The 23,674-nt window shown below is 69.0% G+C and carries 21 protein-coding genes; 13 read left to right on the top strand and 8 right to left on the bottom strand.

Annotated features, from left to right (window positions below):
• Positions 1–9 precede the first annotated feature (9 nt).
• The 11 genes from AB5I40_RS20470 (at position 10) to AB5I40_RS20420 (ending at position 14,456) form a co-directional block, all read left to right on the top strand.
• Positions 10–666 carry a hypothetical protein gene (locus tag AB5I40_RS20470; RefSeq protein WP_370940134.1) on the top strand — a complete coding sequence of 219 codons (657 nt, stop codon included), beginning with the start codon at positions 10–12 and terminating at the stop codon, positions 664–666.
• Positions 667–676: 10 nt separating this feature from the next.
• Complete coding sequence (locus AB5I40_RS20465; RefSeq protein ID WP_370940133.1) at positions 677–991, top strand: LysM peptidoglycan-binding domain-containing protein; 315 nt, start codon at positions 677–679, stop codon at positions 989–991.
• Complete coding sequence (locus tag AB5I40_RS20460) at positions 984–2,105, top strand: hypothetical protein (RefSeq protein ID WP_370940132.1); 1,122 nt, start codon at positions 984–986, stop codon at positions 2,103–2,105. Before AB5I40_RS20465 ends, AB5I40_RS20460 begins: the two co-directional genes overlap by 8 nt.
• A complete protein-coding gene (locus AB5I40_RS20455; RefSeq protein WP_370940131.1) occupies positions 2,102–2,635 on the top strand; it encodes a phage baseplate assembly protein V in 534 nt (177 codons plus the stop codon). Before AB5I40_RS20460 ends, AB5I40_RS20455 begins: the two co-directional genes overlap by 4 nt.
• A gap of 10 nt (positions 2,636–2,645) precedes the next feature.
• Positions 2,646–2,972, top strand: a complete 327-nt coding sequence (locus AB5I40_RS20450) for a hypothetical protein (RefSeq protein ID WP_370940130.1) — start codon at positions 2,646–2,648, stop codon at positions 2,970–2,972.
• 5 nt (positions 2,973–2,977) lie between these two features.
• Entirely contained in the window at positions 2,978–3,337 is a 360-nt protein-coding gene (locus AB5I40_RS20445; RefSeq protein WP_370940129.1) for a GPW/gp25 family protein, read from the top strand.
• Positions 3,338–3,408: 71 nt separating this feature from the next.
• Positions 3,409–6,105, top strand: a complete 2,697-nt coding sequence (locus AB5I40_RS20440) for a putative baseplate assembly protein (RefSeq protein WP_370940128.1) — start codon at positions 3,409–3,411, stop codon at positions 6,103–6,105.
• Positions 6,102–9,353 (top strand): putative baseplate assembly protein, encoded by a 3,252-nt coding sequence (locus AB5I40_RS20435; protein WP_370940127.1) that lies wholly within the window; start codon positions 6,102–6,104, stop codon positions 9,351–9,353. The genes AB5I40_RS20440 and AB5I40_RS20435 overlap by 4 nt, the downstream gene beginning before the upstream one ends.
• Positions 9,350–11,476 carry a hypothetical protein gene (locus AB5I40_RS20430; RefSeq protein WP_370940126.1) on the top strand — a complete coding sequence of 709 codons (2,127 nt, stop codon included), beginning with the start codon at positions 9,350–9,352 and terminating at the stop codon, positions 11,474–11,476. Before AB5I40_RS20435 ends, AB5I40_RS20430 begins: the two co-directional genes overlap by 4 nt.
• Positions 11,477–11,485: 9 nt before the next feature.
• Complete coding sequence (locus tag AB5I40_RS20425; protein ID WP_370940125.1) at positions 11,486–13,543, top strand: DUF6519 domain-containing protein; 2,058 nt, start codon at positions 11,486–11,488, stop codon at positions 13,541–13,543.
• Positions 13,530–14,456, top strand: a complete 927-nt coding sequence (locus AB5I40_RS20420; RefSeq protein ID WP_370940124.1) for a glycoside hydrolase domain-containing protein — start codon at positions 13,530–13,532, stop codon at positions 14,454–14,456. Before AB5I40_RS20425 ends, AB5I40_RS20420 begins: the two co-directional genes overlap by 14 nt.
• A 44-nt stretch (positions 14,457–14,500) precedes the next feature.
• On the opposite strand, the gene AB5I40_RS20415 is transcribed toward AB5I40_RS20420, so the two are convergent.
• Entirely contained in the window at positions 14,501–15,352 is an 852-nt protein-coding gene (locus AB5I40_RS20415; RefSeq protein WP_370940123.1) for an oxidoreductase, read from the bottom strand.
• A gap of 72 nt (positions 15,353–15,424) precedes the next feature.
• Here AB5I40_RS20415 and AB5I40_RS20410 point away from each other — a divergent pair, with 72 nt between their 5' ends.
• Positions 15,425–16,027 (top strand): TetR/AcrR family transcriptional regulator, encoded by a 603-nt coding sequence (locus tag AB5I40_RS20410; protein ID WP_370940122.1) that lies wholly within the window; start codon positions 15,425–15,427, stop codon positions 16,025–16,027.
• A 175-nt stretch (positions 16,028–16,202) separates the two neighbouring features.
• Positions 16,203–17,090, top strand: coding sequence for a hypothetical protein (locus AB5I40_RS20405; protein ID WP_370940121.1), 888 nt, complete (start codon positions 16,203–16,205; stop codon positions 17,088–17,090).
• Positions 17,091–17,191: 101 nt separating this feature from the next.
• Here the strand turns inward: AB5I40_RS20405 and AB5I40_RS20400 are convergent, their stop codons facing one another.
• The 7 genes from AB5I40_RS20400 to AB5I40_RS20370 all read right to left on the bottom strand — a co-directional run bounded on the left by AB5I40_RS20400 (position 17,192) and on the right by AB5I40_RS20370 (position 23,674).
• The gene (locus AB5I40_RS20400) at positions 17,192–18,037 is read right to left on the bottom strand and encodes a hypothetical protein (RefSeq protein ID WP_370940120.1); all 846 of its coding nucleotides are present in this window, start codon (positions 18,035–18,037) and stop codon (positions 17,192–17,194) included.
• The gene (locus AB5I40_RS20395; RefSeq protein WP_370940119.1) at positions 18,037–19,239 is read right to left on the bottom strand and encodes an RNA polymerase sigma factor; all 1,203 of its coding nucleotides are present in this window, start codon (positions 19,237–19,239) and stop codon (positions 18,037–18,039) included. Before AB5I40_RS20395 ends, AB5I40_RS20400 begins: the two co-directional genes overlap by 1 nt.
• Positions 19,236–19,598 (bottom strand): YciI family protein, encoded by a 363-nt coding sequence (locus tag AB5I40_RS20390; RefSeq protein WP_370940118.1) that lies wholly within the window; start codon positions 19,596–19,598, stop codon positions 19,236–19,238. The genes AB5I40_RS20395 and AB5I40_RS20390 overlap by 4 nt, the downstream gene beginning before the upstream one ends.
• Before the next feature lie 138 nt (positions 19,599–19,736).
• A complete protein-coding gene (locus AB5I40_RS20385; RefSeq protein WP_370940117.1) occupies positions 19,737–20,558 on the bottom strand; it encodes a carbohydrate-binding protein in 822 nt (273 codons plus the stop codon).
• Between the two features lie 50 nt (positions 20,559–20,608).
• Complete coding sequence (locus AB5I40_RS20380) at positions 20,609–21,544, bottom strand: AraC family transcriptional regulator (RefSeq protein ID WP_370940116.1); 936 nt, start codon at positions 21,542–21,544, stop codon at positions 20,609–20,611.
• A gap of 74 nt (positions 21,545–21,618) precedes the next feature.
• Complete coding sequence (locus AB5I40_RS20375; RefSeq protein ID WP_344268734.1) at positions 21,619–22,155, bottom strand: XRE family transcriptional regulator; 537 nt, start codon at positions 22,153–22,155, stop codon at positions 21,619–21,621.
• Between the two features lie 10 nt (positions 22,156–22,165).
• Positions 22,166–23,674, bottom strand: coding sequence for a sodium:solute symporter (locus AB5I40_RS20370; RefSeq protein ID WP_370940115.1), 1,509 nt, complete (start codon positions 23,672–23,674; stop codon positions 22,166–22,168).

Genomic DNA, 23,674 nt, shown 5'->3' with positions numbered 1-23,674 from the left:
ACTACGACGATGACCACCTTTCCGCAGAGCCTGAATCCCGTCCGGGGCGGGTTCGTGCTGGTGGATCCGGACAGCGGGCGGGCGTCGAAGACGATTCCGTTCCAGTACAACCCGGACACGCTCACCCGGACCCTGCAGGTGCAGGGCCTCGGCGGCGAACCGGGCGACCGGCTGGAAGCGTTGCGGCTCAAGGGGCCTTCGCACGAGTCGTACCGGTTCGAGGCCGAGTTCGACGCCACCGCGGCGCCCGACAGGTTTCCCGACGGATTGTTTCCGGTGCTGTGCGCGCTCGAAAAGAGCCTTTCGCCGACGTACACCCAGTTGTACAACGAAGATCTGCTGGCCGGGCAAGGACAGCTGGAAATCGTGCCGGTAGAGGCACCGCTGACGGTGCTTGTGCTTGGCCCTAAACGGGTGCTGCCGGTGCGGATCACCGACTTCAGCGTCGCCGAGGAAGCGTTCGACGCCGCGCTCAATCCGATCCGGGCCAAGGTCAGCATCACCGTCCGGGTGCTCACTGTGGACGATCTCGGCTACCCGCATCCCGGCGATCCGGGGGCGCGCGCCAAGGGCGGAACGCTGTACCTGACGTATCTCCAGCAGAAAGAACGCTTCGCCGATGGGGTCAACAACCCGGTGACCGACGTCGGCGTGCCGACCGTCTAGGAGGTGCTTGATGTTCTCCGCGACCAGTCGTTACTACAGCCTGCCCACCGCGGTCTGCGACCTTCCCGACGGTCGTTCGGTCCGCTTCGTGCAGCGGCGGTTGCTGCCGCAGCCGGAGCAGCTCGCGCAGATCGGCGAGCGCGTGGTGAAGCCTCGCGACCGGCTCGATCGCATCGCGGGCGAGGTGTTCGGCGACGCCGAGCAGTACTGGCGGATCGCCGACGCGAACCGGGCGACGGATCCGGACGCGCTGACCGCGGAGCCGGGCCGCCGGCTGCGGATCACGCTGCCGCCCGGGATTCCGGCGGGAGGGACCGGTGGGTAAGAGCTTTCAGCTGCAGTTGATGATCGGCCGCGTGCTCGCCGCGCCGGTGCCGCACGAACTGATCGACGCGTTGCAGTCCGTGCAGGTCACCTCGTCCGCGGGCGAGCGCAGCGGGTTCCAGCTGACCTTCGCGGTGAGCCGAAAATCGGTGCTCACCCGGACGTTGCTGCCGTCCGGGCTGCTCGATCCGCCCGCGCGGGTCGTGCTCTCGGTGATCGTCGGCGGTTCGGCGGACGTGCTGATGGACGGCGTGATCACCCGGCACGAGATGAGCCCGGGCGCGGGTCCCGGCGAATCGCGGCTCACGGTGACCGGCGAGGACCTCACCGCGCTGATGGACCTGCGGTACGAGGAAGAGATCTTTCCCGGGATGTCGCTGCAGGTGCGGGTGCTGAAGATCCTCGCGAAGTACGCGATGTACGGAATCGTGCCCGCGCCGGCGCCGGTGCTGCTGTGGGAACCGGAGCCGCCGCAGTCGAAAATCGACGGCCAGTCCGGCAGCGATCTCAGCTATCTCCGGGAACTGGCGCGGCAGGCGGGCTACGCGTTCTACTTGATCCCGGGTCCGGTGCCGGGTGCGAGCATCGGGTACTGGGGGCCGGAAATCCGGGCCGGGGTCGTGCAGCCCGCGCTCGCTGTCGATTCCGGGACCGCGACCAATGTGGAATCCCTGTCGTTCAGTTTCGACGGAATGTCTCGGAAGCAGTACACGATCCGGATCACCGAGCCGCACACCAAGATCGGGTTTTCCATTCCGGTGCCGGACCTCGCGTTGCTGCGGCCGCCGCTGGCCGCTCGTTCCGCGGTGACCCTGCAGGAGCAGCCGTTGCCGGACCTGGCCGGCCGGTCCACGACGGAGATTTTGCTGCGCGGCCTCAGCAAAACCGCGAAGGCCGCCGACGCGGTGACCGGACAGGGAAAGCTCGACGTGCTCCGGTACGGCCACGTGCTCAAGTCCCGCGCGCTGGTCGGCGTGCGCGGCGCGGGGCTCGCGTACGACGGCCTCTATTACGTCAACCGGGTCACCCACGAGATCAAACGCGGCGAGTACAAGCAGAGTTTCGGCCTGGCCCGGGACGGTTTCGTCCCCTTCTCCCAGCAGGTGAGCGCATGACCGAAGAAACGCGGTTCGACGGCACCTACCAGGGCGAGGTGGTGTCCAATGTGGACCCGCTCGGACTGGACCGGCTGCTCGTGCGGGTCGGCGAAGTGCTGGGCGACAACGCCATCTGGGCGCGGGCGAGCACCGCGACGCCGGGCATGAACGTGGTGCCGCTGATCGGGTCCGGGGTGTGGATCGAGTTCCAGGGCGGCGACATCGGCCGCGCGGTGTGGACCGGGTTCCGGCGCGACGTGGCCGAGGAAGGACCGCCGATCGCGTCGAGCATCCTGCCCGGCGTGCCGCAGGTCGTCATCGGGACGCCGCTCACTCCGTTCGGCGTTCCGCCGCAGAACTACCTCCTGATCACTCAGCAACCCGGCCCGACTGGCGGCATCCAGTTGCAGATCCTGGGGCCGTCCGGGCCGTACATCAAGCTCAACGAGACCGGGATCGAACTGTCCTGCGGTCCCGGTCTCGCGTCGATCCGGCTGGCCGGGACCTCGGTCATCGTCAACAACGGCACCTTCGTCGTTCCGAACTAGGGGTGCGGACATGCCGGGATTTTTGCTCCACAGTGGAATGACGATGACCTGCCCGCACGGCGGCGCGGTGACCGCGATCCCGGCCGGGCCGCCGGCGGCGCTGGTGAACGGAATGCCGGTGCTCACCACGAAAGACCAGCTGATCGTCGCCGGATGCACGTTGACTCCGCCGTGCGCGACGGTGCAGTGGACGAACCTCTCGTCCCTGCTGGGTGGCGGGACGCCGATGCTCACGCAGCTGCCTCCGGCTGGCCAGGGCGGCGGTACTTGCCTCGGCTCGCTTTCGCCCGGCCCGCCGATCGTGCTTGTCATGCAACAGTTCGTCACGGGGAGGTGACCACTGTGGACATCGACTTTCCGTTCCATTTCGACCAACGTGGCCGGGTCGCGGAAACCGGCTACGCGAACCACGTGCTCGACCTGATCGAGCAGCTGCTTTTCACCACGCCGGGGGAGCGCGTGATGCGCCCGGACTTCGGCTGCGGCCTGCTGGACCTGGTGTTCGAGCCGAACAGCCCGGAGCTGGCGGCGGCAGTGCAGGCGTCGGCGGAAGGCGCGTTGCACCGCTGGCTCGGCGACCTGATCACCGTGCAGCACCTGGAAGTCGCCGCCGAGGAAAGCACTTTGCGGATCGAGATCGGCTACATCCTCCTCGCGACCGGCGAACGGCGCGAGGACGTCATCACCGGGAGGGCGCCGTGATCGGCTGTGCGGACGAACGCCGCCGGACGGACGTGCGCGTCGCGGGCGGCAACGGGATAGACTCGGTGGGCGTGAGCGACGACGGTCGTTCGCTCACGGTGGGATTCTTCGGCAAGGCACCGGAAGACCTGGTACCGGCCAACTTCCGGATCGACGGCGGACGGCGCGTGACCGGGATCGCGGTCGTCGCGGTCGAACTGTGGGCGAGCGACGATCCGGATCTTGCCGACGCGGTGCGGCTGACGGTCGACCGGGCCGGAGATCTGTCGGCCTACCGGTTGTCCATTGTGGAATCCGGTCCGATCGGAAAACCGGGGACGAGGCCGTATCCGGGCTTCGATCCGCGGTACTCCCAGGTGGACTTCACCTTCGGCAGTTGCGGTGACGTCGACTGCGCGCCGGTCGAGGAAAGCGCGCCACCGGTGGAAGCAACGGTCGAGATCGATTATCTCAGCAAGGATTACGCCAGCTTCCGGCAACTGCTGCTGGACCGGTTGAAGCTGACGATGCCGTCCTGGACCGAACGGCACGTCCCGGACATCGGCATCATGCTCACGGAACTGCTCGCCTACGAGGGCGATCGGCTCAGCTACCAGCAAGACGCGGTGGCGACCGAGGCGTATCTGGACACCGCGCGGCTGCGGGTTTCCGTACGGCGGCACGCCCGGCTTGTCGACTACGCGATGCACGACGGATGCTCCGCGCGGGCTTGGGTGTGCATCGAGGCGGGCGAAGAGGTCCCGCTCCCGAAGGGAAAGTTCCGGTTCAGCACCCTGCCCGGTACCTCGTTGAAGGAAAGCGATCTTCGCGGTGCGGCGGAGGTTTTCGAGCCGGTCCACGACGAAGAGGTCCGGCTGATTCCCGCGCGCAACCGGATCAGCCTGTGGACATGGGGCGACCACGACTGCTGCCTGCCCGCCGGGGCGACTTCGGCGACCCTTGTGGACAGTGACCGGGCGTTGGGTCTCTCCGCGGGCGACGTGCTGCTCTTCGAGGAACTGATCGGCGTGCCGTCCGGTCTTCCGGCCGACGCTGACCACACGCACCGGCAGGCCGTCCGGCTGACGTCGGTGACCGAGACCGAAGACCAGCTGTACCAGCAAAAGCTCCTGGAAGTGACCTGGGCCCGCGAAGACGCGCTTACCTTTCCGTTATGTGTCAACGCTCGCGGCGGGCCCGAATGTGTCGAGCTTGAGGTCGGTGTCGCGCGGGGGAACGTGGTGCTGGTCGAGCACGGTCGGCGGATCGACCCGGAGTGCCACTGCGTTCCCGACCCCGCGCCGGACGAGCCGCAGTGCCCGCGCGACTGCGGCTGTGGTTGCGGCGGCGAGGCCGAACCCCAACCGGCTTACCCGCCGCTGCCGGTGGTCGTTCAGCCGCAGTTGCGCCACCAGCCGGTCACGCAAAGCGTTCCGTTCCCGGATCCCGCCGACATCGCGGCGGCGCAGGCGCGCTGGCTGGTGGGTCTCCCTGGCCGGATCCGCGCGCGGCTGACCAAGCTGTGGCGGAGTGAACTGTCCGAAGAGGACATCGAGTTCGTCACCGTGCTTTTCGGGGCCAAGCTCGTCAAGAAGCTGCACCTTCGCGAGCATCCACGACGCGCCATCCGGTACCTGCTGGCGTGTTTCGACGACCTGCTGGAAACGAAACTGGAACGGCTGAAAGACCTCATCCGTCAAGCTCGCGCGGGGTACGTGCTCACAGCGAAGAACGAGGGCTGGGAGATCGGTCAGAGCTGGGGCGCGGACGAAGGCAGGAAGCTCGACGAGCACCGTGCGGCATTCCGTGGCCCGGCAACTCTCGCGACCCGACCGGACCCGCGCGCGGCACTGCCCGCGGTGACCGTCACTGACCGAAACCATGGTGTTTGGCTGCCACAACGGGATCTGCTCGAGAGCGGACCGACGGACCGGCATTTCGTAGGCGAGGTCACCGACACCGGCGCGACCGTCCTGCGGTTCGGCGACGGTCGCAATGGCGCGAAGTTTCCGTTGAGCGGCGAGCTCACCGCGGCACTGCGGGTAGGGACCGGTCTGGCCGGGAATGTCGGACGGGAAGCGATCAGCAGCATCATCTTCGACCGCACGGACGTGCCCGGCATCCGCAGCGTGCGGAATCCGTTGCCTGCGATCGGCGGAGTCGATCCCGAGCCGGTGTCCGAGGTACGGCTGCGCGCTCCGCAGGAGGTCCGCCGTCGTTTGCTGCGAGCCATCACAGCGGACGACTACGCGACGCTGGCTGGCGCCTCGCCGAGCATCCAACGAGCCGCGGGCGACTTGCGGTGGACGGGAAGCTGGTACGAGGCGCAGGTCGCGATCGATCCGCTCGGCATGGAGGTCGCGCCGACCTGGCTGCTCGACGAAACCCGCGCCGGGCTGTACCAGTACCGGCGGATCGGCCACGACCTTTCCGTCTTCACCGCGACCCTCGTCCCGCTCGACCTCACGGTGCACGTCGAGGTGCTGCCGGACCACATCGCCGGACACGTGCGGACAGCGTTGCGACGGGCGCTCGGCGCGTTCTTCCAACCCGATCACCTCACCTTCGGCACCCCGATCCGGGTCGGCCAGATCGTCGCGAGCGCGGCCGCGGTACCCGGGGTCCGGCACGCCGAGGTGACCCGGCTGGAGCGGCTGTTCGGCCCGCCCGGCACCGCGCTCGCCACCGGCGTCCTCCCGATCGGGCCGCTCGAAGTGGCGCAATTGGACGACGACCCGAGCCGGCCCGAGAACGGGCAGCTCACCCTCGACCTGGCAGGCGGACGATGAACTGCGCGCGCACCGGCCCGACGACTCCGGCCACGACCTACCAGCGCCCCGGCTTGCCCGCGCTGTCCCGGCGGATCGGCACCTACGCGCGGTTCCGCCAGTCGATGCTGGCCCGGCTCTCCAGCCGGGCGGCGCTGGCCCCGCTCACCACGCGGGACCCGGACGACCCGGCGATCGCGCTGCTGGACTGCTGGGCCGTCGTGGGCGACGTGCTGACCTTCTACCAGGAGCGGATCGCCAACGAGGGCTACCTGCGGACCGCCACCGAACCCGAATCGCTCACCCACCTCGGCACTCTCGTCGGCTACACACCGCGGCCCGCGCTGGCGGCGACCACCTTCCTCGCGTACACGCTGGATCCCGGCGCGCGGACGGTGATTCCGGCGGGCACCGCCGCGAAGAGCGTGCCCGGGCAGAACCAGCTGCCGCAGACCTTCGAGACCACGGCGGAACTCCAGGCCCGCGAGGAGTGGAACGCGCTCCAAGTCGCCACTGCCGACCCGGTGGACATCACCGCCAAGAGCGCCCGCGAGATCGAACAGATCGGGATCCAAGGCACCACCGCGGCGCTCAAGCCGGGGGACCGGTTGCTGCTGCTGTTCGGCATGTTCCCGCCGGTGATCCGCGTGGTCGCCGAAGCGGCGGCGGACTTCCAGGCCAACCGGACGACCGCGAAGCTGGTCACCACTGGTGCCGACGAGCTGAACCAGGCGATAGCCCGCCTCCTCGAGGCGATCGGCGCCGCGCTGGAGCGAAAGCCCGCGCCGTCGGACTGGATCAACAACACGGTAACCACGTTGAAGAACACCCAGACCTATCTGGCCAGTCTCGGCACTTCGGCCACGGTGACCTGGGTCCTCGCTCGCACGGCCTACCATGTGAGCACCGAGCTGGCGGAGGAGGCCGCGCTCGCCCGGGCGCACGCGAGCTGCGCGATCCAGGACTGGTTCCGCGATTTCGTCGGGCCCGTTTCGGACGCGACGGACGTGCTGTTGAAGCTCTGCACCGCGGCGTTGCGCGAAAGCGATCCGGAACTGCGCTATCTGAGCAACTTCGCCAGAGCATTGTTCTGCTCCTCGCCGGGATACCGCTTCGACGGCAGCGGCGACGGCTGCGGATGCGGTTGCAGCTACGGCACCGACTGCGACCGCGCGGCGGCATTGGCCGGGCTCACCCCGGTGCTGCCGTGGCTGCGTCGCGAGCCGTCCCGGCCGCCGCGCAAGGCGGTCGATCTTCCGTCCACAGTGGACCAATTGTTCCATGCCGGTTCCGACGTGCACCCGAAGCTGCTCATCGCGGCCGACCCCCGGCTGGGGCCGAATCTGCACCACGCGTGGGCGAACGAGCAGATCGCGAATCCGCCCGCGCTGTCCGGTCTCCAGGTGCTGCGGACCAGGGCGGTCGCGATTGCACGCCCGGCCGGTAAGGAAGCGGACTCGGCGGGCACCACGAAGGTGTGGCTGGACGCGGTGTACGACGGCATCGCCGGCGGCAGCTGGGTCGTGCTCGAATCGCCGGATGGCCAGCGGTCCGCCGCGCAAGTGACGTCGGCGGAGCTGGACAGCGTCGACGTCACCGTTCCGGGCAAGTCCGAGCCGGTCGGGAAAAAGCAGGTCACCACGATCACGGTGAACCAGGTCGTTTCGCCGGTTCCCGGGGCGGGCACGGTCGTCTGGGCGCGCGGCGAAACGCTCACCGCGGTCGGCGACCCGATCACCAAGGACGTCGCAGGCGCCGAGATCGAACTGTCGCGGGTCTACGACGGGCTGCGGCCGGGCCGATGGCTGGTGGTGTCCGGCGAACGCACCGACGTGCCGCACACCAGCGGGGTCCAGGCCGCCGAGGTGACGATGGTCGCCGGGATCCGGCAGCGGGTCGAGCCGACCCGCCACGGCAGCCGGGTCCGCACGTTCCTGTCGCTGGCCACGGAGTTGTCTTACCGGTACCGCCGGGACACCGTGACCCTCTTCGGCAACGTCGTCGAGGCGGATCAGGGCGAGACCCGCACCGAGGTGCTCGGCAGCGGCGATCCAGGCGTCGCGAACCAGGTTTTCCAGCTGCGCCAGGCCAATGCGGACAACCCGCTCACGTTCCGGCCGTCCGCCAACGCTTCCGGCGCGGAGAGCACGCTCACCGCTCGCGTGGCCGGCGTGCGGTGGCACGAAACCGACGGGCTGGTCTGGTCCGGGCCGACGAGTCACGACTACGAGGTCTCCGTCGGCGCGGGCGGCACCCGCTCGCTCCGGTTCGGCGACGGCGTCCACGGCGCGCGCATTCCTGCCGGGGTGGAGAACGTGACGGCGGTTTACCGGATCGGCGCGGGCCACGACGGGAATGTCGCGGCCGGACAGATCAGTCAGGCCACCGGACGACCGCCGGGCGTGCGCGCGGTGACCAACCCGCTGGCGTCCGGCGGGGGAGCGGACGGCGACGGACCGGCGGACGCCCGGGCGTCGATCCCGCTGCGGATGCTCGCGCTCGACCGGCTGGTGTCGATCCGCGACTACGAGGATTTCACCCGTGCGCGGGCCGGGATCAGGAAAGCCAAGGCCGCCAAGCTTTCCGACGGCGGACGGCGGGTCGTGCACGTGACGGTCGCGGCGACCGGGGACGCGCGGATCGATTCGTCCTCCGGTTCGGTGGTCGCGCTGGAAGCGGCGCTGGCCAGCTTCGGCGATCGCGGCGTCGAGGTGCGGGTCGCGGTGCGGGAACGGGTGCTGCTCGTGCTGCACGCCGGGATCAAGGTGCTGCCGGACTACTCGTGGGAGCTGGTGGAACCGGCGGTGCGCGCCGCGTTGCTGGACAAGTTTTCCTTTGCCCGCAGGGAACTCGGCGAACCCGCGTTCCTCAGCGAAGCGTTCGCCGCGATCCAGGCGGTGCCGGGCGTCGACTATGCCGCCATCAATGTGTTCGACGGCATCGGCGGCGACGTCACACCGGTCGAGTTGGCCACGGTCGCGGACCGGCTCACCGAGGCTAAGCCGTGCGTCGGCGCGTCCGGGGCGCGGTTCGAGGAGGTTGTCGACGAGGTGGGCTACGTGGACTCGTTCGGCGAGGACACATTGACGACGATCGCGCTCCGGCACGGGCTGACGGTGGACGAACTGGTCCGGCTGAACCCGGGGGTGGAGTCGACGATGCTCAAGTGGGGACAGAAGTTGACTGTGTACCGCGGAATCCGGCCCGCGCGGCTCGCCGTGCTCCCGGCGGGAGTGCCGGAGGCGTTGATGTTGGTGAGGATCCCATGACCCGCAATCCGGACCGGCTCTACGACCTGATGCCGTCGGTCTACCGGCGGCGCGACGAAGAGAACGCGGGGCCGCTCAAGGCGTTGCTCGGCGTGATCACCGAACAGGCCGACCTGATCGGCGCCGACCTGGACGCGCAGTACGCAGACTGGTTCATCGAGACCTGCCAGGATTGGGTCGCGCCGTACCTCGGCGATCTCGTCGGGTACCAGCTCCTGCCGGGTGCCGACGAAACGCTCGCGACAGGATCGGCCGCGGCCCGGCGGTTGTTGTCCGCTCTCGCGCCTCGTCGCGATGTCGCGCACACCGTCGGCAATCGGCGACGCAAGGGCACGTTGGCGTTGCTGGAACAACTCGCCGCGGACGTCGCGGAATGGCCCGCGCGGGCGGTCGAATTCCGGCAGCTGCTGGCGGTTTCGCAAGCCGTCCGGCTGCACGGACGAGACCCGCGCGCGGACCGGCGCAGGCTGACCCGGGGACAACTGGCCGACCTGCACGGGGCCGACGCGCTCGACCGGCTCGACGGGCCGTTCGACGAGCTGGCACATTCGATCGACGTCCGGCGGATCACCTCGCACCGGGGGACCGGCCGGTACGGCATCCCGGAGATCGGCCTGTACGTGTGGCGGCTGAAGCCGTATTCGATCACGTGCGGGCCCGCGTATTGCGAGGACCGGGCGCGGACCCGGTTCACGTTCAGCATTCTCGGCAACGACACTCCGCTGATCGTCTCCCCGGTGCGGGAGCCGTCGCCGACCCACATCGCGGACGAGACGAACGTGCCGGTTTTTATTCGGCGGCAAGCCTTTGCCGAGCGACCGGCGGTCTACTATGGACCGGAGAAGAGCCTGTGCGTCTACCTCAGCGACGGGAAGCCGATCCCGCTGGCCGACATCATTCCGGCGGATCTGTCCGGGTGGCGTTACCGGCCCGCGCACGGGAAAGTCGCGCTCGACCCGGTGCTCGGCCGGATCGCTTTTCCCGCCCGGCAGGCACCGGAATCCGGGGTGTGGGTCGACTATCACTACGGGTTTTCCGACGACCTCGGCGCCGGTGAATATCCGCGCACGACGGAAGCGTCGGAGCACGTCTATCGCGTCGGTCCCGGATGCCACGAACTCGTCATGGAAGCCGTCGAGGAATGGCAGCGGGACAAGGAAACCGATCCGAAAGCGCGCAAGGCAGTCATCGAATTCACCGACAGCGGGGCGTACCAGGAACAAATCAAGCTGGTGCTCGACCGCGGCGATTGCCTGACGCTGAGGGCAGCCAACGGGCAACGTCCGGTGCTGCGGCTGCTCGACTGGAACAGCAACCGGCCGGACGCGCTGCGGATCATCGGGACCGACCGCGGCGCGAAGGACGATCCGCTGCCGAAGGTCGTCTTCGACGGGCTGTTGATCACCGGGCGCAGCGTCCAGGTGCACGGTCCGGTCGGGCAGTTTGCGTTGCGGCACTGCACTTTGGTGCCCGGATGGTCGCTCGACGCGAAGTGCTGTCCGGAGCACGAGGAAGAGGCGAGCGTCGAACTCACGGACACGCCAGCATGTCTGTGCGTGGAACACAGCATCCTCGGCACGATCCTCGTCACCGCCGACGAAGTGCACCGCGAACCCAACCAGATCCGGCTCACCGACAGCATTCTCGACGCCGCCGGACCCGGCCTCGCCGCGCTGTGCGGTCCGGATGACGGCTGCGCGCACGCGGTGGTCGACTTCCGCCGGTGCACGGTGTTCGGCTCCGTATTCGCTCACGGCGCCGGGCTGCTCGAAAACTCCATTATGGACGGTCGGGTGCGAATCGCTCGTCGGCAGGACGGCTGCGTACGGTTCTGCTGGCTGCCGGAAAGTTCGCGCACCCCGCCCCGATTCCATTGCGAGCCCGAGCATTCCGGCGATCCGGTCCGCGTCGTCCCCCAGTTCACCTCGACCCGCTACGGCACCCCGGGTTACGCGCAGCTCGCGCGGTCCGGGCCGGAAGAAATCAGCCGCGGCGCGGAGGACGGTTCGGAAATGGGGGTCTTCCACGACCTGTTCCACCCGCAACGCGAGGACAGTCTCCGGCTGCGGCTCGCCGAGTACACCCCGGCCGGCACGGACGCCGGCATCCTGTTCGCCACTTAGGAGACCGCCATGCAAGCCGACTTCTCGCGCCGCACCTTCGACTCGCTGAAGCACTTCTCCGCGGTGCTCGCGCAGCAGGGCCGGGTCCAGCTCGACGCGGACGCGAACGAGCAGGCCGCGATCCTGCTGTACCAGTTGCGGACCACGGTGGCCGACCTGCTCGGCCAGTCCGCCGCGCCCGCCGGGGCGCACGGATTCCGGATCGAACCGCACCAGGACCACGCGAAAATCGACGATCTGAGCATCTCGGCCGGCCGGCTGTACGTCGGCGGGCTGCTGGTCGAGAACGACGAGGCCACGAGCTACTGGACCCAGCCCGAGGGCTACCTCGACCAGGAGAAGGACGAACTCCCCGAGGCCGGGCCGTTCGTGGTGTACCTGCGGGTGTGGGAACGGCTGATCACCGCGTTGCAGGACCCGGCGATCCGCGAGATCGCGCTCGGCGACCCCGGACCGGACACCGCCGCGCGGGCCAAGGTCGTCTGGCAGGTGGCCTGGTGCGCGGGGCAGACCGTCGACGATTTCGAGAAATTCCGGAACTCGCTGAACCCAGAGCCCGGTTTGCTTGCCGCCCAAGCGAAACACCCGGGCGACACCGATGCCTGCCACCTGCCGCCCGAGGCGCGGTTCCGTGGGCAGGAGAACCAGCTGTACCGCGTCGAGGTGCACACCGGCGGTCGCGGGTGGACGGATTCGGTGCCCAACAAGGGTTTCCACCGGCGGCTGCACGGCGCGACCTTCAAGTGGTCGCGGGAGAACGCGTCGGTGGTGTTCCCGATCGTGTCGGTGTCCGGCGCGACGGTGACGCTCGGCACGCTGGGCCGGGACAGCAAATTGGACCTGGACGTCGGCGACTGGGTCGAACTGCTCGACGACGCGGCCGCCACCCGCGTCGCGGACGACCTCCCGGCGGAGGACCGGCCCAAAGCCGCGCCCGCATTGCGGAAGGTCATCGCGGTCGACCCGGCGGACCGGCTGGTCACCCTGGACGACGAACTCGACGAACGCTGCGGTCCCGGCTCCGACGCGGACCTGCATCCATTCCTGCGCCGCTGGGACCACCTCGCCCCGGACGACAGCGCGGACGGCGCGGTGCCGCTGGTCGAGAACACCTGGATCGACCTGGAGGACGGCGTCCAGGTCCGGTTCGAGGCCCCGCCGAGATCGTCGGCGGAGGACCCGGCGGGCCAGCCGGGCACCTACCGGCGCGGCGACTACTGGCAGATCCCGGCCCGCACGGTGACCGGAGACGTCGAATGGCCCCGCGACGACAACGGCCCGGTTCCGGTGCCGCCGCACGGGGTCGAGTACCGCTACGCCGTGCTGGGCGTGCTCGACGCGGACGGCAAGGTGAGCCATTCGCCGGACAGCTTCGACCCGCTCTTCCGGCCGGGGCCGAATCCCGTCGCGCCCGCGCCTCCCGCGGAGACCCCGAAGAAGACGAGCGAGATCGATGCGCCGCAGCCGGTCGCGCATCCGACCGATTCGGTGGTGTTCGCGGCGGAGAAATCAGCCGGTGCGTCCACCGGTGCGAAAGCCGTTTCCCCGGCGTCGAGCCCGACTCACGCGACGGGCACCGCGGGCGCGGGCGGCAACGGTTCGACCACCTCCGTCGTCCCGGTGCCTGACGGCGCCACCGAGCCGGATCCCCCCGACCCCACTGTCGCTTCGCCGAACACCGCGGTCGCTTCACCGACCACCACCGAGCCGTCCGCACCCGAGACGACACCCGCCACCGAGCCGGAGAAACCAGCCATGACGCAACAGTCCACGCAACAGACTTCGCAACTCGGCGACCACTTCACGTCCTGGCTGCGCACCGTCGTCCCCGGCCTGTGGTCGGCGCTCGTCGCGTGGCTCGTCTCGCTGGGCCTGCCCGCTTCGGTGACCGACGCGGTGTCCGGGCTCGGCAACCAGGTGATCGTCCCGGTCGTGCTGGCCATCGTGTACGCGTTGCTGCGGCAGCTCGAACCGCAGATGCCGCCGTGGCTGACGCGAGTCCTGCTCGGGTCCAACCGGCCGCCGAGCTACGCCGAAACCGGGTCGGATCACCATGCGCTGGGCTGACTATTCCGCGGGTACGCCCAGCCCGGGGTCGCTCAAGTCGGCCGGTTTCGACGGAGTGATCCGCTACGCCGGGCTGGGCCGCGGGACGAAACGGCTCACCGGCGGCGAATACCGGACTCTCGTCGGCGGCGGGATGACCGTCGCGCTGGTCATCGAGCTGGGCACCGACGACGCGTGGGGCAGCGGCAACGACGACGACTTCGCCCGCGGCGCCGCGTTCGGGCGGGCGGGTCTCGCCGACGCGCGCGGCATGGGCATCGCGGACTCGGCGCTGATGGCCTGCGCCGCCGACGCCCATGCCGCGGCCTACCAACTCGACGACGTCGTGCGGTTCGCGAACGGGTTCGCCAGCGTCGTCGGCCGGAACCGGGCCGGGTTCTACGGGTTCTCCGAGACGCTGCGCGCGGTGCACGACGCCGGGGTCGTGTCGTGGTATTGGCGCTGCGGTTCGCAACCCACGGCCGCCGAGCGGACCTGGACGCATCTGTGGCAGCGCAACGACGGCACGGTCAGGGTCGACCGGATCCCGTGCGACATCAACGAGCAATACATCCCGCTTCCCGGCGGCGGCCCCGGGCCCGGCGCCGGCCCCGGCAATGACGAGGAGACTCTGATGCTGATTCCCGCTGCGCCGAACGGCGACCACTTCTACATCCCGCTCGCGGGCCGTCCGCCGTACCTGTACCTGTTCGCCGGATACGGCGACACGATCGAGATCAAGCAGATGGACTTCGTGCGCTCGACCAAGGAAGGCACCCAGGGCGACTTCGTGCCCGGCGCGCAGATCCGGAACTTCACGTTCCTTTCCGACCGGCCGGGCCCGCTGGACCTGCGCAGCGCGGCCGCGGCCGGTGCCATCGGGATCTCGATCTGGTACCAGGCAAAGCATTCCTTCACCGCATACGTCGGCTGACTCCGCTCGCCCCCGCTGGCGCGCGGCCACGTACTTTCGCGAGCTCAGCCAGGCAGCTGGGCACCGTCCGGGAAGTCGGTGGACCGGCTCAGCTCGGCCCATTCCTCGATCTCCTTGTCGACCGCCGCGCGGCCGTTCGCGACGAGACGCAGCGCGTCCGAGCCGAGCACTAGGTGCGCGGGCGGATTCGGGACGTCGAGGATGCGCAGCACGGCCTCCGCCGCCTTCCGCGGGTTGCCGAGCTGCTTGCCGCTGGCCGCGAGACGGTGTTCACGGACCGGGTTCATCACCTGGTCGTAGTCCGGCACGGAACGGTCGGTGCGGACCATCGACCGGCCCGCCCAGTCGGTGCGGAACGAGCCCGGCGCGATCGCGGTGACGTGCACGCCGAACGGGGCGACCTCCTTGCCGACGGTTTCGAGAATGCCTTCCACGGCGTACTTGCTGCCTTGATAGAAGGACGTGCCCGGCACGGTGATCAGCCCGGCCATCGAGGTGACGCCGAGGATGTGCCCGCGCCGCCGCTGCCGCATATACGGCAGCACTGCCTTCACCGTCGCGACGACGCCGAACACGTTCACCTCGAACTGCGCGCGCAGCTCGGCCATCGTCGACTCTTCGAAGACGCCCTCGTGCCCGTACCCGGCGTTGGCGATGGCGACGTCGATCGGGCCCACCTCGGCTTCGATCTCGTCGACGGTCCGGAACACCGCGTCGTCGTCGGTGACATCGAGGATGCGTGCGAGGGATTTCCCCGGCTGGAGCTGCTCGAACGCCTCGGCGTCGGCCTGCTTGCGGACGGTGCCGACGACGGTGTGGCCGGCCTGAAGCGCGGCCTCGGCGAACGCTCGGCCGAGGCCGGAGCTGGCTCCGGTGATCAGGAAGATCTTGGTCATGCCCCGAACTCTACACCGCGTTGATAAAAATCTGCACTGCGTCAAAAATAGTCAGCGTGATAGAACGGGCAGGTGGACGAGCAAGGCACCCGGGCCCGTCGCCGGACGGCTCCGACCAAGGGAGACCTGCGCGAGCGCGCGATTCTCGACGCGGCGGAGCAGCAGCTGAACTCGACGGGCGGGGCGTGCATGACCGTCGCGACGATCGCGCAGGAAGCCGGGATCACCAGGGGCGCGCTCTACTTCTACTTCGGGTCCAAGAACGAGGTGCTCGCCGCGCTGGTCGAACGGACGGTGGCCAAGCTGCGCACCGAGGTCGACGCAGTGGACGCCGCCGCCGCGGCTCCCGGCGACGCGGTCCGGCAGGGGATCGAGCAGACCGCGCGGATGTGGCGCGAGCACGGCACGGTGATGCGCACGGCGGTCGAGCTGTCGCCGTCGGTTCCGGCGATCGACCAGGCGTGGCGTTCCGCGGTGGTCGCGCTCGCCGACACCATGCGCGGGGTCGCCGAGCGCGCCGGACTGCCCTCCGGAATCGCTGCCGAGGTCGCCGCCGCGCTGGTCTGGATGACTGAACGCGTCTTCTACCAGGCGTTTGTCGCCGGCAGTTCGCTGGACGACGCCGCCGCGACGCTGACCCGGGTGTGGCTGGCCGCGCTCGGCCTCGCGACCTAGCCGTTCTTCTGGAGTTCCAGGAGGGGTTGCGAGGCCCGCTGAGGTCCTGCCCGCGCGGACCAGGCGCGGGCGACATTGGGGCAACGATGGCTCTCCGCGGAACTTCAGGGCAACGTCATTCGGTGTTTCACGTCTTTGGGTGCAGAGATTCGCCAAAAGACACGGGGAGCACGAAATGGGATTCACCGCGATGAAGTCGATGAAGCTGGTCATGGTCGGCGGGGCTGTCGCCGCGACCGCGTTGCTTTCCGCGTGCAGCGGAAACAACGTCGACGGAAATGGTTCCGCGGCGAAGAGCATTTCCGACGCGGCGGCGGTCAAGCAGGGCGGTTCGGCCGGTGCGGCGGGCACCGCGGCCACGTCGAACGGCGACGTCAACTGCAGCAAGCTCGGCGGACAGGTCGGCCCGGCAGGCGGCAAGCAAATGGACCTGATCGCGGTGCAAAGCACCAATGGCAGCATTCCCGGCTGCACCGAAGCATTCAATGTGATGACGAAGTACTACGAATTGGCGCCGTCGCAGGGCGAAGGACCCGGCCACCGCGTTCTCGGAATCGAAGGGCACTGGGACTGCGCATTGGGCGCGGAAGAGGAATTCGCCCAGGGCGTCGTGAACTGCGGCAAGGACGGCGGCACCGAGTTCATGATCAAGACCGCGCCGACCGCGGGCAAGGGCTCCGGCCAGCAGCCCGCGGCCCCGACCCGCCGCTTCCCGAACACCACGCAGACCGTGCAGTTCACCGGGTTCGACCGTTCGGTCAACATGGCCCAGTTCCAGCTGATCACCTGGAAGAAGGGCGGCGCGGACAACGGCCACTACGTGCCCGTTCCCGGCGACGGCAAGACCTACCGCCTCCCGGTGAGCAAGACCGCGCAGGTGTTCGGCGCGGCCGAGCTGTGCCCCGGCGGCGACGTGGCCATCGACCAGCAGGGCCGCGGCACGAACCCGTGCACCGAGCAGGCGCTGATGGCGGCCCTGACCGGCCCGACCCCGCCGCTCGCCGAGATCCACGTCGACAAGAACGACAACATCGACGTCGCCAAGGAGCTCTACCGCCCCTGACGCGACCGGCGGGATCGCCGTACGTGAGGGGAACCCTGAGGGAATCTGATTCCCTCAGGGTTCCCCTCATGGACATGAGACCACCCGGCCGCCGGTTCGCGTCAGGCGTCGAGTTTCTGTTGCCCGGCATCGTAACTGCGCAACGCAGCACCAACGGCCGCGGCGACGGTGATCTCGTAGACCTCGTCCTCCTGGTATTTCGTGGCCAGCTCGGCGAAATCGCCATCGGTAAGCCGGTAGGACGCGTCACGGACCTTCGCCGCGAACGGCTGCAACGGCGCGGGCAAACCGTCTCCGGTCGCCGCTGCGCCGCGAAGCGCCTGATCGGTCACTGCAGGTGCGCTGAACACGGAATACCGCATGTTCTCCACCGGATCCTCGTGCGTCCCCGCCGGACCACCAGCGAGCAGGAAGCCCGGGAACCGGTACCCGAACCGGTGCAGCGCACGGGTTCCGCTCTCCAGCTGACCTTCGCGAAGCACGAAACCGAACGCGTTCGCGAGCCGGTTCACGACGTTCCACACCAGATTCACCCGCAACGCCTCGCGAATCGCCGCCGGAGGAAGATCCGGCAGCACGATTTCGTCCGGCTTCAGCGTGACAGTCTCCAGAAACGTCCGAATGGTGCGCACTTCCGGGCGTGCCGCCTCAGGCCGCAAGGGATCGATCTCGCCGTGTCCGGCGATCCGGGTCAGCTCCTCGTGCGAGTCGACGCAGAACGGGCACTCGTGCAGCAACGCCGTTGACATCGCGAGAAACTCGCGTTCCCCGGCCGTCCAGTACGACGGGCCGCGCATCGCCGGAGCGGTGAGATCCAGCAGCGGCCGGGTGAGAAAGCCGGGACGGTACAGCAGCATCTTCACGATGTCCGGCGGCTGCTTCGACGTGATCGACAGGAACATCTTGGCCCGCAGGCGATGCCCGTTGTCGAGAATGGACAGTCTCATCAGGACTCCAAGGTGGCTAAGCGGCCCGCGAGGAATCGCCGGTCGGCTGGGTTGGCGGCGAGTTCGTGCGCGCGCCGGTACGCGGCCGTCGCCTCGGTGGTACGGCCGAGGCGGCGGAGCAGATCGGCCCGCGCGGCGTGCAACAGGTGGTACTGGTCAAGGCCTTCGATACCGTCGATGAGCGCCAGTCCTTCCGCTGGGCTAGTGGCCATAGCGACCGCGACGGCGTGGTTCAACGCGACCACCGGCGAAGGATTCGTTTCGGACAACCGGAGATACAGCCCAGCGATCGCCGCCCAGTCCGTGTCCGCCGCGGAACGAGCCTGAGCGTGCTGGACGGCAATGGCGGCCTGCAGCTGATACGGCCCCACCATCTCGAACCGCAGCGCACGATCCAGCAGTCCGATCGCCTCGGCGATTTCCCCGTGGTCCCAACGACTTCGATCCTGGTCTTCGAGCAGTACGACGTCGCCGTCCGGCGTGTACCGGGCGGCGGCGCGCGAATCGTGCACGAGCAGCAGCGAAACCAGGCCGAGCGCTTCCGGTTCGTCCGGCATGAGCGTCGCGACCAGCTTCGCCAGCCGGATCGCTTCCTGTCGCAGCTCACGATCTCCGAAAGCGGTGTAGCCTTGAGTGAAGATCAAGTACACCACCGCCAGAACCCCGGACAGCCGCTCGGACAGCAGATGATCGGGCGGGACCGCGAGGCTGATCCCGGCGTCGCGGATCTTGCGCTTGGCCCGCACCAGCCGCTGCGCCAGCGTCGCCTCGCTGACCAGGAACGTCCGCGCGATCTGCCCGGCGGTCAGCCCGGCCACCGCCTGCAGCGTCAACGCGACCCGCGCCTCCTCGGCGAGCGCGGGATGGCAGCAGGTGAAGACCAGGCTGAGCCGTTCGTCGCCGATCTCGAGCAGGCGTTTCCCGGTCGGCTCCGCGCTCGCGGCTCGTTCCTCGAGCTGAGCGAGCTTCTCCAGGCCGCGGCGGGCACGCCGGAGCCGGTCGATCGCGCTGTTGCGGGCGGCGGTCAGCAGCCACGCCACGGGGTCGTCCGGCGGCGCGTCGCCCCACTTGCGCAGGGCGAGCGCGCACGCGTCCTGCAGCGCGTCCTCGGCGAGTTCGAAGTCGCCGAGGACGCGGACCAGCGCCGCGAGCATCCGGGCCCGGTGCTCGCGATAGGTCTCCCGCAGCAACGCCGAGGTCATGCCTGGCGGGACAGCCCGGGCACGGCGGCGACCGGACGCACCTCGACGGTGCCGACCGCGGCCATCGGGCACAGCGCGGCCAGTTCGAGGGCCTCGTCGAGATCGCGGCAGTCGAGGACGTAAACGCCGCCGAGATGCTCGTGGGTCTCCAGGAACGGCCCGTCGGTGACGAGCGTCTTCCCCTCGCGGACGCTGACCGTGGTGGCGGTGTGCTCGCCCTGCAGCGGATGCTCGGAGACGAAGGCCCCGCGCCGGCGGCATTCGTCGGCGAACGCGTTCACCCTGGCCAGCGCGTCCGGGAAGGCCGGATCGCCGGGTTCGGGACGGTCGCAGTTGTAGATCACCAGCAGGTACCGCATGTGTCCTCCGAGAGCCGGTCCGACGTTGTCCTGATGGAAGACGAATGCGTCGACCGTAACTCGACAGGACGGGCCGGGCTTCCCGGAAAACGGAGAACGGCGGGCCCGGGGGAGCCCGCCGTTCTCTTCAGGAAGGGGTCAGCCCTTCTGCCACAACGCTGGCGCGTTGGGCGGTTCCCAGCCCTGCTGGGCGGTGTGGCCTTGCAGGCACACGTAGGTGACCCCGTTGTAGGTGACGCGCGTACCGGCGGGGTACGCCTTGCCGGTGGCCCAGGACGTCCCTCCCGGCTGCCCGGTCGGCGGTCCCGTGGTCGGTCCGCCGGTCGGCGTCTGCGCGACGTTCAGCACGAAGTCGAACGCCGCCTCCTTGGCGTTGTTCGGGGCGTCGCGGACCGTCATGAGCAACCGCGGGTCGAAAATCGTGTCGGTGTTGTTCCGCGGCTCGCCGGGGAAGTACAGCTGCGTCGTCAGGATCGGCTCGTTGGGGGCCTGCACCTTGACGTGGATGTGCCGCGTCCGGCCGGGGTAGAGGCCGGGCACGATCGTCGTCAGCTTGAACTCGCCGAGGTCGTTCGTGTACTGGTGGCCGCGGAAGTTGTAGCCGACGTTGTCGTAGGCGCCGTTGTCGTCCGCCTGCCAGAAGTCCAGCAGAGCGCGGCCGATCGGCTGGCAGGCCGTGCCGAAGACGTACCCGCTCACGGTCAGCCGCGTGCCCGGGGTGTTCTGGTCGACGAGCACGCTGCGCTCGGGCGAGCCCGGCGTGAAGTACGGGCCCTCGGTCTGGTCGATCGTCGGTTCGTCGCCGTCGTGGCAGTACGGGGTCGGCTCGACCTTCTGCCCGCCCGCGAAATTCGTGCGGGCGAGCGCGGGTCCGCCGACGAGCGCGACCGGCGCGGCGACTCCCGCGGCCAGCGCGGCCTTCAGCACTGTCTTGCGGCTGAACTTTCTTTCTTCGTCCATGCCTGCTCCTCGGTGGGGGCTCGGGATTCCCCTCGACGGTAGGGAGGAGATCAGCCCGCAGCGATGGACGGAGTCATGCAGTCGTGGTGAATCTTCGGGGCGGTGTCGCCGGTGCGGCGGAATCCGCCGGGGCTCAACCCGGTTTCGCGCCGAAAGAACCGACAAAAGTAGGCTGGATCGGCGAATCCGACGCGGCTCGCCACCTGCCGCACGGACAGATTCGTCCGCAGCAGGAACCGTTTCGCCTCCTGCGTCCGCGCTTCGCGCACCAATTCCGCCGCCGTACGCCCGGTTGCCGCCTTGACGGCCTCGGTGAGGTAGCCGGGAGTGACGCCGAGCCGTTCGGCGTGCGCGCGCACCGACCACAGTCCCAGCTCGGATTTTTCCGCCTGCTGCGCGAATTCCGCCGCTACCGCGCGGGCGCGCGCGGGTGCCGGCGCGGGCGGAATGCCGGGAAGCCTTCCGGCGCGCACGATCAGCACGTGCAGCAGCGCGCGCAGCACGGATTCGCCGTCCTCGCCGCCGCGCCGGAATTCCTCCTCGAGTTCCGCGATCAGCCGCGCGGTCCGGTCGTGCTCGGTCCCGTCCAGCTGCAGCCACGGCCGTTCCCGCAGCCTGCGCAGGGTTTCCCGGTCGGCCGGATGGTCGAAGAGGAAGTCGTCGGTGAACAGCACGACCGATCCGGTGAGCTCGCTCGCCTCCCAATGATGCACCTGGCCCGGCGTGACAACGCCGAGGTGCGGCGGGCTCAGTTCCCACCGCGTCAGGTCGACCACGTGCGCGCCGGTCCCTCCGGTGACGAGCACGATTTCGTAAAAGGTGTGCCGGTGCGGGAATTCCGCCCGCGACAACGGTCCCACCGCGTCGAAAGAGCCGACCGCGAACGGCACCGCGTCGGGCGCGGGCACCTCGAGCCGGTGCAGTGGAAGTTCACCGGTTTTGACCGGTCTGCAGCACATTCCCGGGGGCACCGTCGTCCCTCGCATCAGTCCGTCCTTTTCGCCGGTTTCGGAACGAAAAGTCTAGACCAATTCCCGGGCAGATACCTCCGACGGAAGTATCAGTAACTCGGTGGAGTGACGCTGACGAGGAACCGGGCGGTGGTCCGGCCGTCGTTGCGGAAGCGGTGCGGGATGGCCGAATCGAAGTGGCAGCTGTCGCCGGTCTTGAGCACGTGCGTCTGCTCGCCGACCTGGACGGTCAGCCGTCCGGCGATCACCACCACGCATTCCTCGGACGGATGCGAACGCAGTTCGTCGGATGAGACGCCGCCGGGTTCGAGCACGCCTTCGAGCACTTCGAGCTTCGCGCCGCCCGGCGACGCGCGGGTGTAGGTGATCGCGTGGTGCGGCGAGGAGATCCGGTAGCGGTCGTCGTGCCGGATCACCGCGACGGTTTCCTCGTCCGGCTCCTGGAACAGGCTGAACAGCGGGATGTCGAGCACCTCGGCGATGCGCCGCATGGTTTCCAGGCTCGGGTCGGTCACGCCCCGCTCGACCTGGCTGATCAACCCGGTCGACACTCCCGCCTGGTCGGCAAGCTGGCGCACGGTCAGCCCGCGCAGGGTGCGGAACTCGCGGATCCTCGTCACGGTCACCCGATCATTATCATCGAACGGCGCTCCGGCGCAGGTCACCGGCCTCCGCGGGTCCCGCTGGGCGGTCCCCGGCCCCGACTTCGATCGCCGTTCGCGACGGCGGCCGGGTCACCAGGCTGATCGCCACCGTCACGATCAGGTTGACGACGAGCGCGGGCAATCCGACGACTGTTCCGGGCGGCATCGTGTGCGCGACGAGCGAACCCAGCGCGGGCACGCCGACGATCAGCCCGCCGCACAACGCACCGGCCGCGAGTCCTGGTGCGGTGACCCGTCGCCACAGCATCGAGAGGAACAGCGCGGGGGCGAGCTGCCCGACGGCGCTGTACACGTTCGTCATGATGCTCAATAGTTTTTCGTTGCTGTGCGCCACAAGAAGTACGGAAAGCGCAGTGAAAACGAGAACGCCCACGCGCATCGCAGTCAGCGACGAGGCCCATTTCTTCGAGCGGGCCCCGAGCACGTTGCGGGTGAACAGGCTGCTGGCCGCGAGCACAAGCACGGCGGTCGGCACGAGCGCGACGAGAATGCCCGCGCCGCCGAGGAGCCCGATGACCCATTCCGGATACTTCTCGCGCACGAAAATCAGCAGCGACGCGTTGGCCTGCTTGTCGGTCAGCTTCGGCAGCGCGAGCACCGCGGCGAGCGCGATCATCACGATCAGGACGTAGAACAGCGAATACAGCGGCTGGACCACCTGATTGCGGCGGATCGTCGCGACGGCTTTCGCGCTGTAGGACACCTGGAACATGTGCGGCAGCGCGAACGAGCCCAGCGGCGTGAGCAGCAGGAAGCTCATCCACCACCAGGTGTTGGTCGCGGTCGATCCATGAAGGCCGGGCAGCGTCGCGCCGCTCGGATGCGCTTGCTTCATCGCGTCGAACACGCCCATTGGCCCGCTCACCCCGGCCGCGTTCGCCGCGCCGATGGCGACCACGAGCAGGATCGCGATCAGCAGCACGTCCTTGACGATCGCGGTGAACGCGGCACTGCGCATCCCGCCGACCAGCACGAACCCCGCGACCAGCACGCCGCCGGCGATGACGTAGACCAGCGACGGGACCTCGCTGCCGAACAGACTCGCCAGGATCAGGCTCAGCCCGGTCAACTGGACCTGGGCGTACAGCAGCAGCGCGACGATGCCGAAAACGGCGACCAGTCCGCCGAACCAGCGGGCTTCGAAGCGGGTGGTGAAGTAGTCCGCCATGGTGACGAGACCGTGCTGCTTGCCAGCGCGCCAGATCTTGGGCACCACCCAATAGCCGACGGCGGCGGTCAGCACGACCGTGCCGAGCACGTAGAACCCGGGCGCACCGTTGCTGAACACGCCTTGCGAGGCGCCGAGCAGGGCGAACGTGGTGAAGGTTTCGCCGACCAGCAGGAACCAGAAGAGCCAGGTGCCGAACCGGCGTCCGCCGACGGACCATTCCTGCAGATTCATCGCCCGTCCGCGCGCGGCGGCGACGGTGCCCCAGACGATCGAGCCGACCGCGATCAGGAGAGCGAGCGCCAGTGCCAT

It is taken from the genome of Amycolatopsis sp. cg13, from assembly GCF_041346965.1.
Taxonomy (GTDB): domain Bacteria; phylum Actinomycetota; class Actinomycetes; order Mycobacteriales; family Pseudonocardiaceae; genus Amycolatopsis.
Note: the sequence above shows the minus strand (reverse complement) of the source record. Positions and strands in the feature narration are given on the sequence as shown.

Excerpts from the sequence above, each read along its gene's own strand:
- AB5I40_RS20430 (WP_370940126.1), top strand. The coding sequence starts at position 9,350 with ATGACCCGCAATCCGGACCGGCTCTACGACCTGATGCCGTCGGTCTAC.
- AB5I40_RS20380 (WP_370940116.1), bottom strand. The coding sequence starts at position 21,544 with ATGCGAGGGACGACGGTGCCCCCGGGAATGTGCTGCAGACCGGTCAAA.
- AB5I40_RS20395 (WP_370940119.1), bottom strand. The coding sequence starts at position 19,239 with ATGACCTCGGCGTTGCTGCGGGAGACCTATCGCGAGCACCGGGCCCGG.
- AB5I40_RS20425 (WP_370940125.1), top strand. The coding sequence starts at position 11,486 with ATGCAAGCCGACTTCTCGCGCCGCACCTTCGACTCGCTGAAGCACTTC.
- AB5I40_RS20405 (WP_370940121.1), top strand. The coding sequence starts at position 16,203 with ATGGGATTCACCGCGATGAAGTCGATGAAGCTGGTCATGGTCGGCGGG.
- AB5I40_RS20385 (WP_370940117.1), bottom strand. The coding sequence starts at position 20,558 with ATGGACGAAGAAAGAAAGTTCAGCCGCAAGACAGTGCTGAAGGCCGCG.
- AB5I40_RS20450 (WP_370940130.1), top strand. The coding sequence starts at position 2,646 with ATGCCGGGATTTTTGCTCCACAGTGGAATGACGATGACCTGCCCGCAC.
- AB5I40_RS20390 (WP_370940118.1), bottom strand. The coding sequence starts at position 19,598 with ATGCGGTACCTGCTGGTGATCTACAACTGCGACCGTCCCGAACCCGGC.
- AB5I40_RS20400 (WP_370940120.1), bottom strand. The coding sequence starts at position 18,037 with ATGAGACTGTCCATTCTCGACAACGGGCATCGCCTGCGGGCCAAGATG.
- AB5I40_RS20370 (WP_370940115.1), bottom strand. The coding sequence starts at position 23,674 with ATGGCACTGGCGCTCGCTCTCCTGATCGCGGTCGGCTCGATCGTCTGG.
- AB5I40_RS20435 (WP_370940127.1), top strand. The coding sequence starts at position 6,102 with ATGAACTGCGCGCGCACCGGCCCGACGACTCCGGCCACGACCTACCAG.
- AB5I40_RS20415 (WP_370940123.1), bottom strand. The coding sequence starts at position 15,352 with ATGACCAAGATCTTCCTGATCACCGGAGCCAGCTCCGGCCTCGGCCGA.
- AB5I40_RS20465 (WP_370940133.1), top strand. The coding sequence starts at position 677 with ATGTTCTCCGCGACCAGTCGTTACTACAGCCTGCCCACCGCGGTCTGC.
- AB5I40_RS20470 (WP_370940134.1), top strand. The coding sequence starts at position 10 with ATGACCACCTTTCCGCAGAGCCTGAATCCCGTCCGGGGCGGGTTCGTG.
- AB5I40_RS20420 (WP_370940124.1), top strand. The coding sequence starts at position 13,530 with ATGCGCTGGGCTGACTATTCCGCGGGTACGCCCAGCCCGGGGTCGCTC.
- AB5I40_RS20455 (WP_370940131.1), top strand. The coding sequence starts at position 2,102 with ATGACCGAAGAAACGCGGTTCGACGGCACCTACCAGGGCGAGGTGGTG.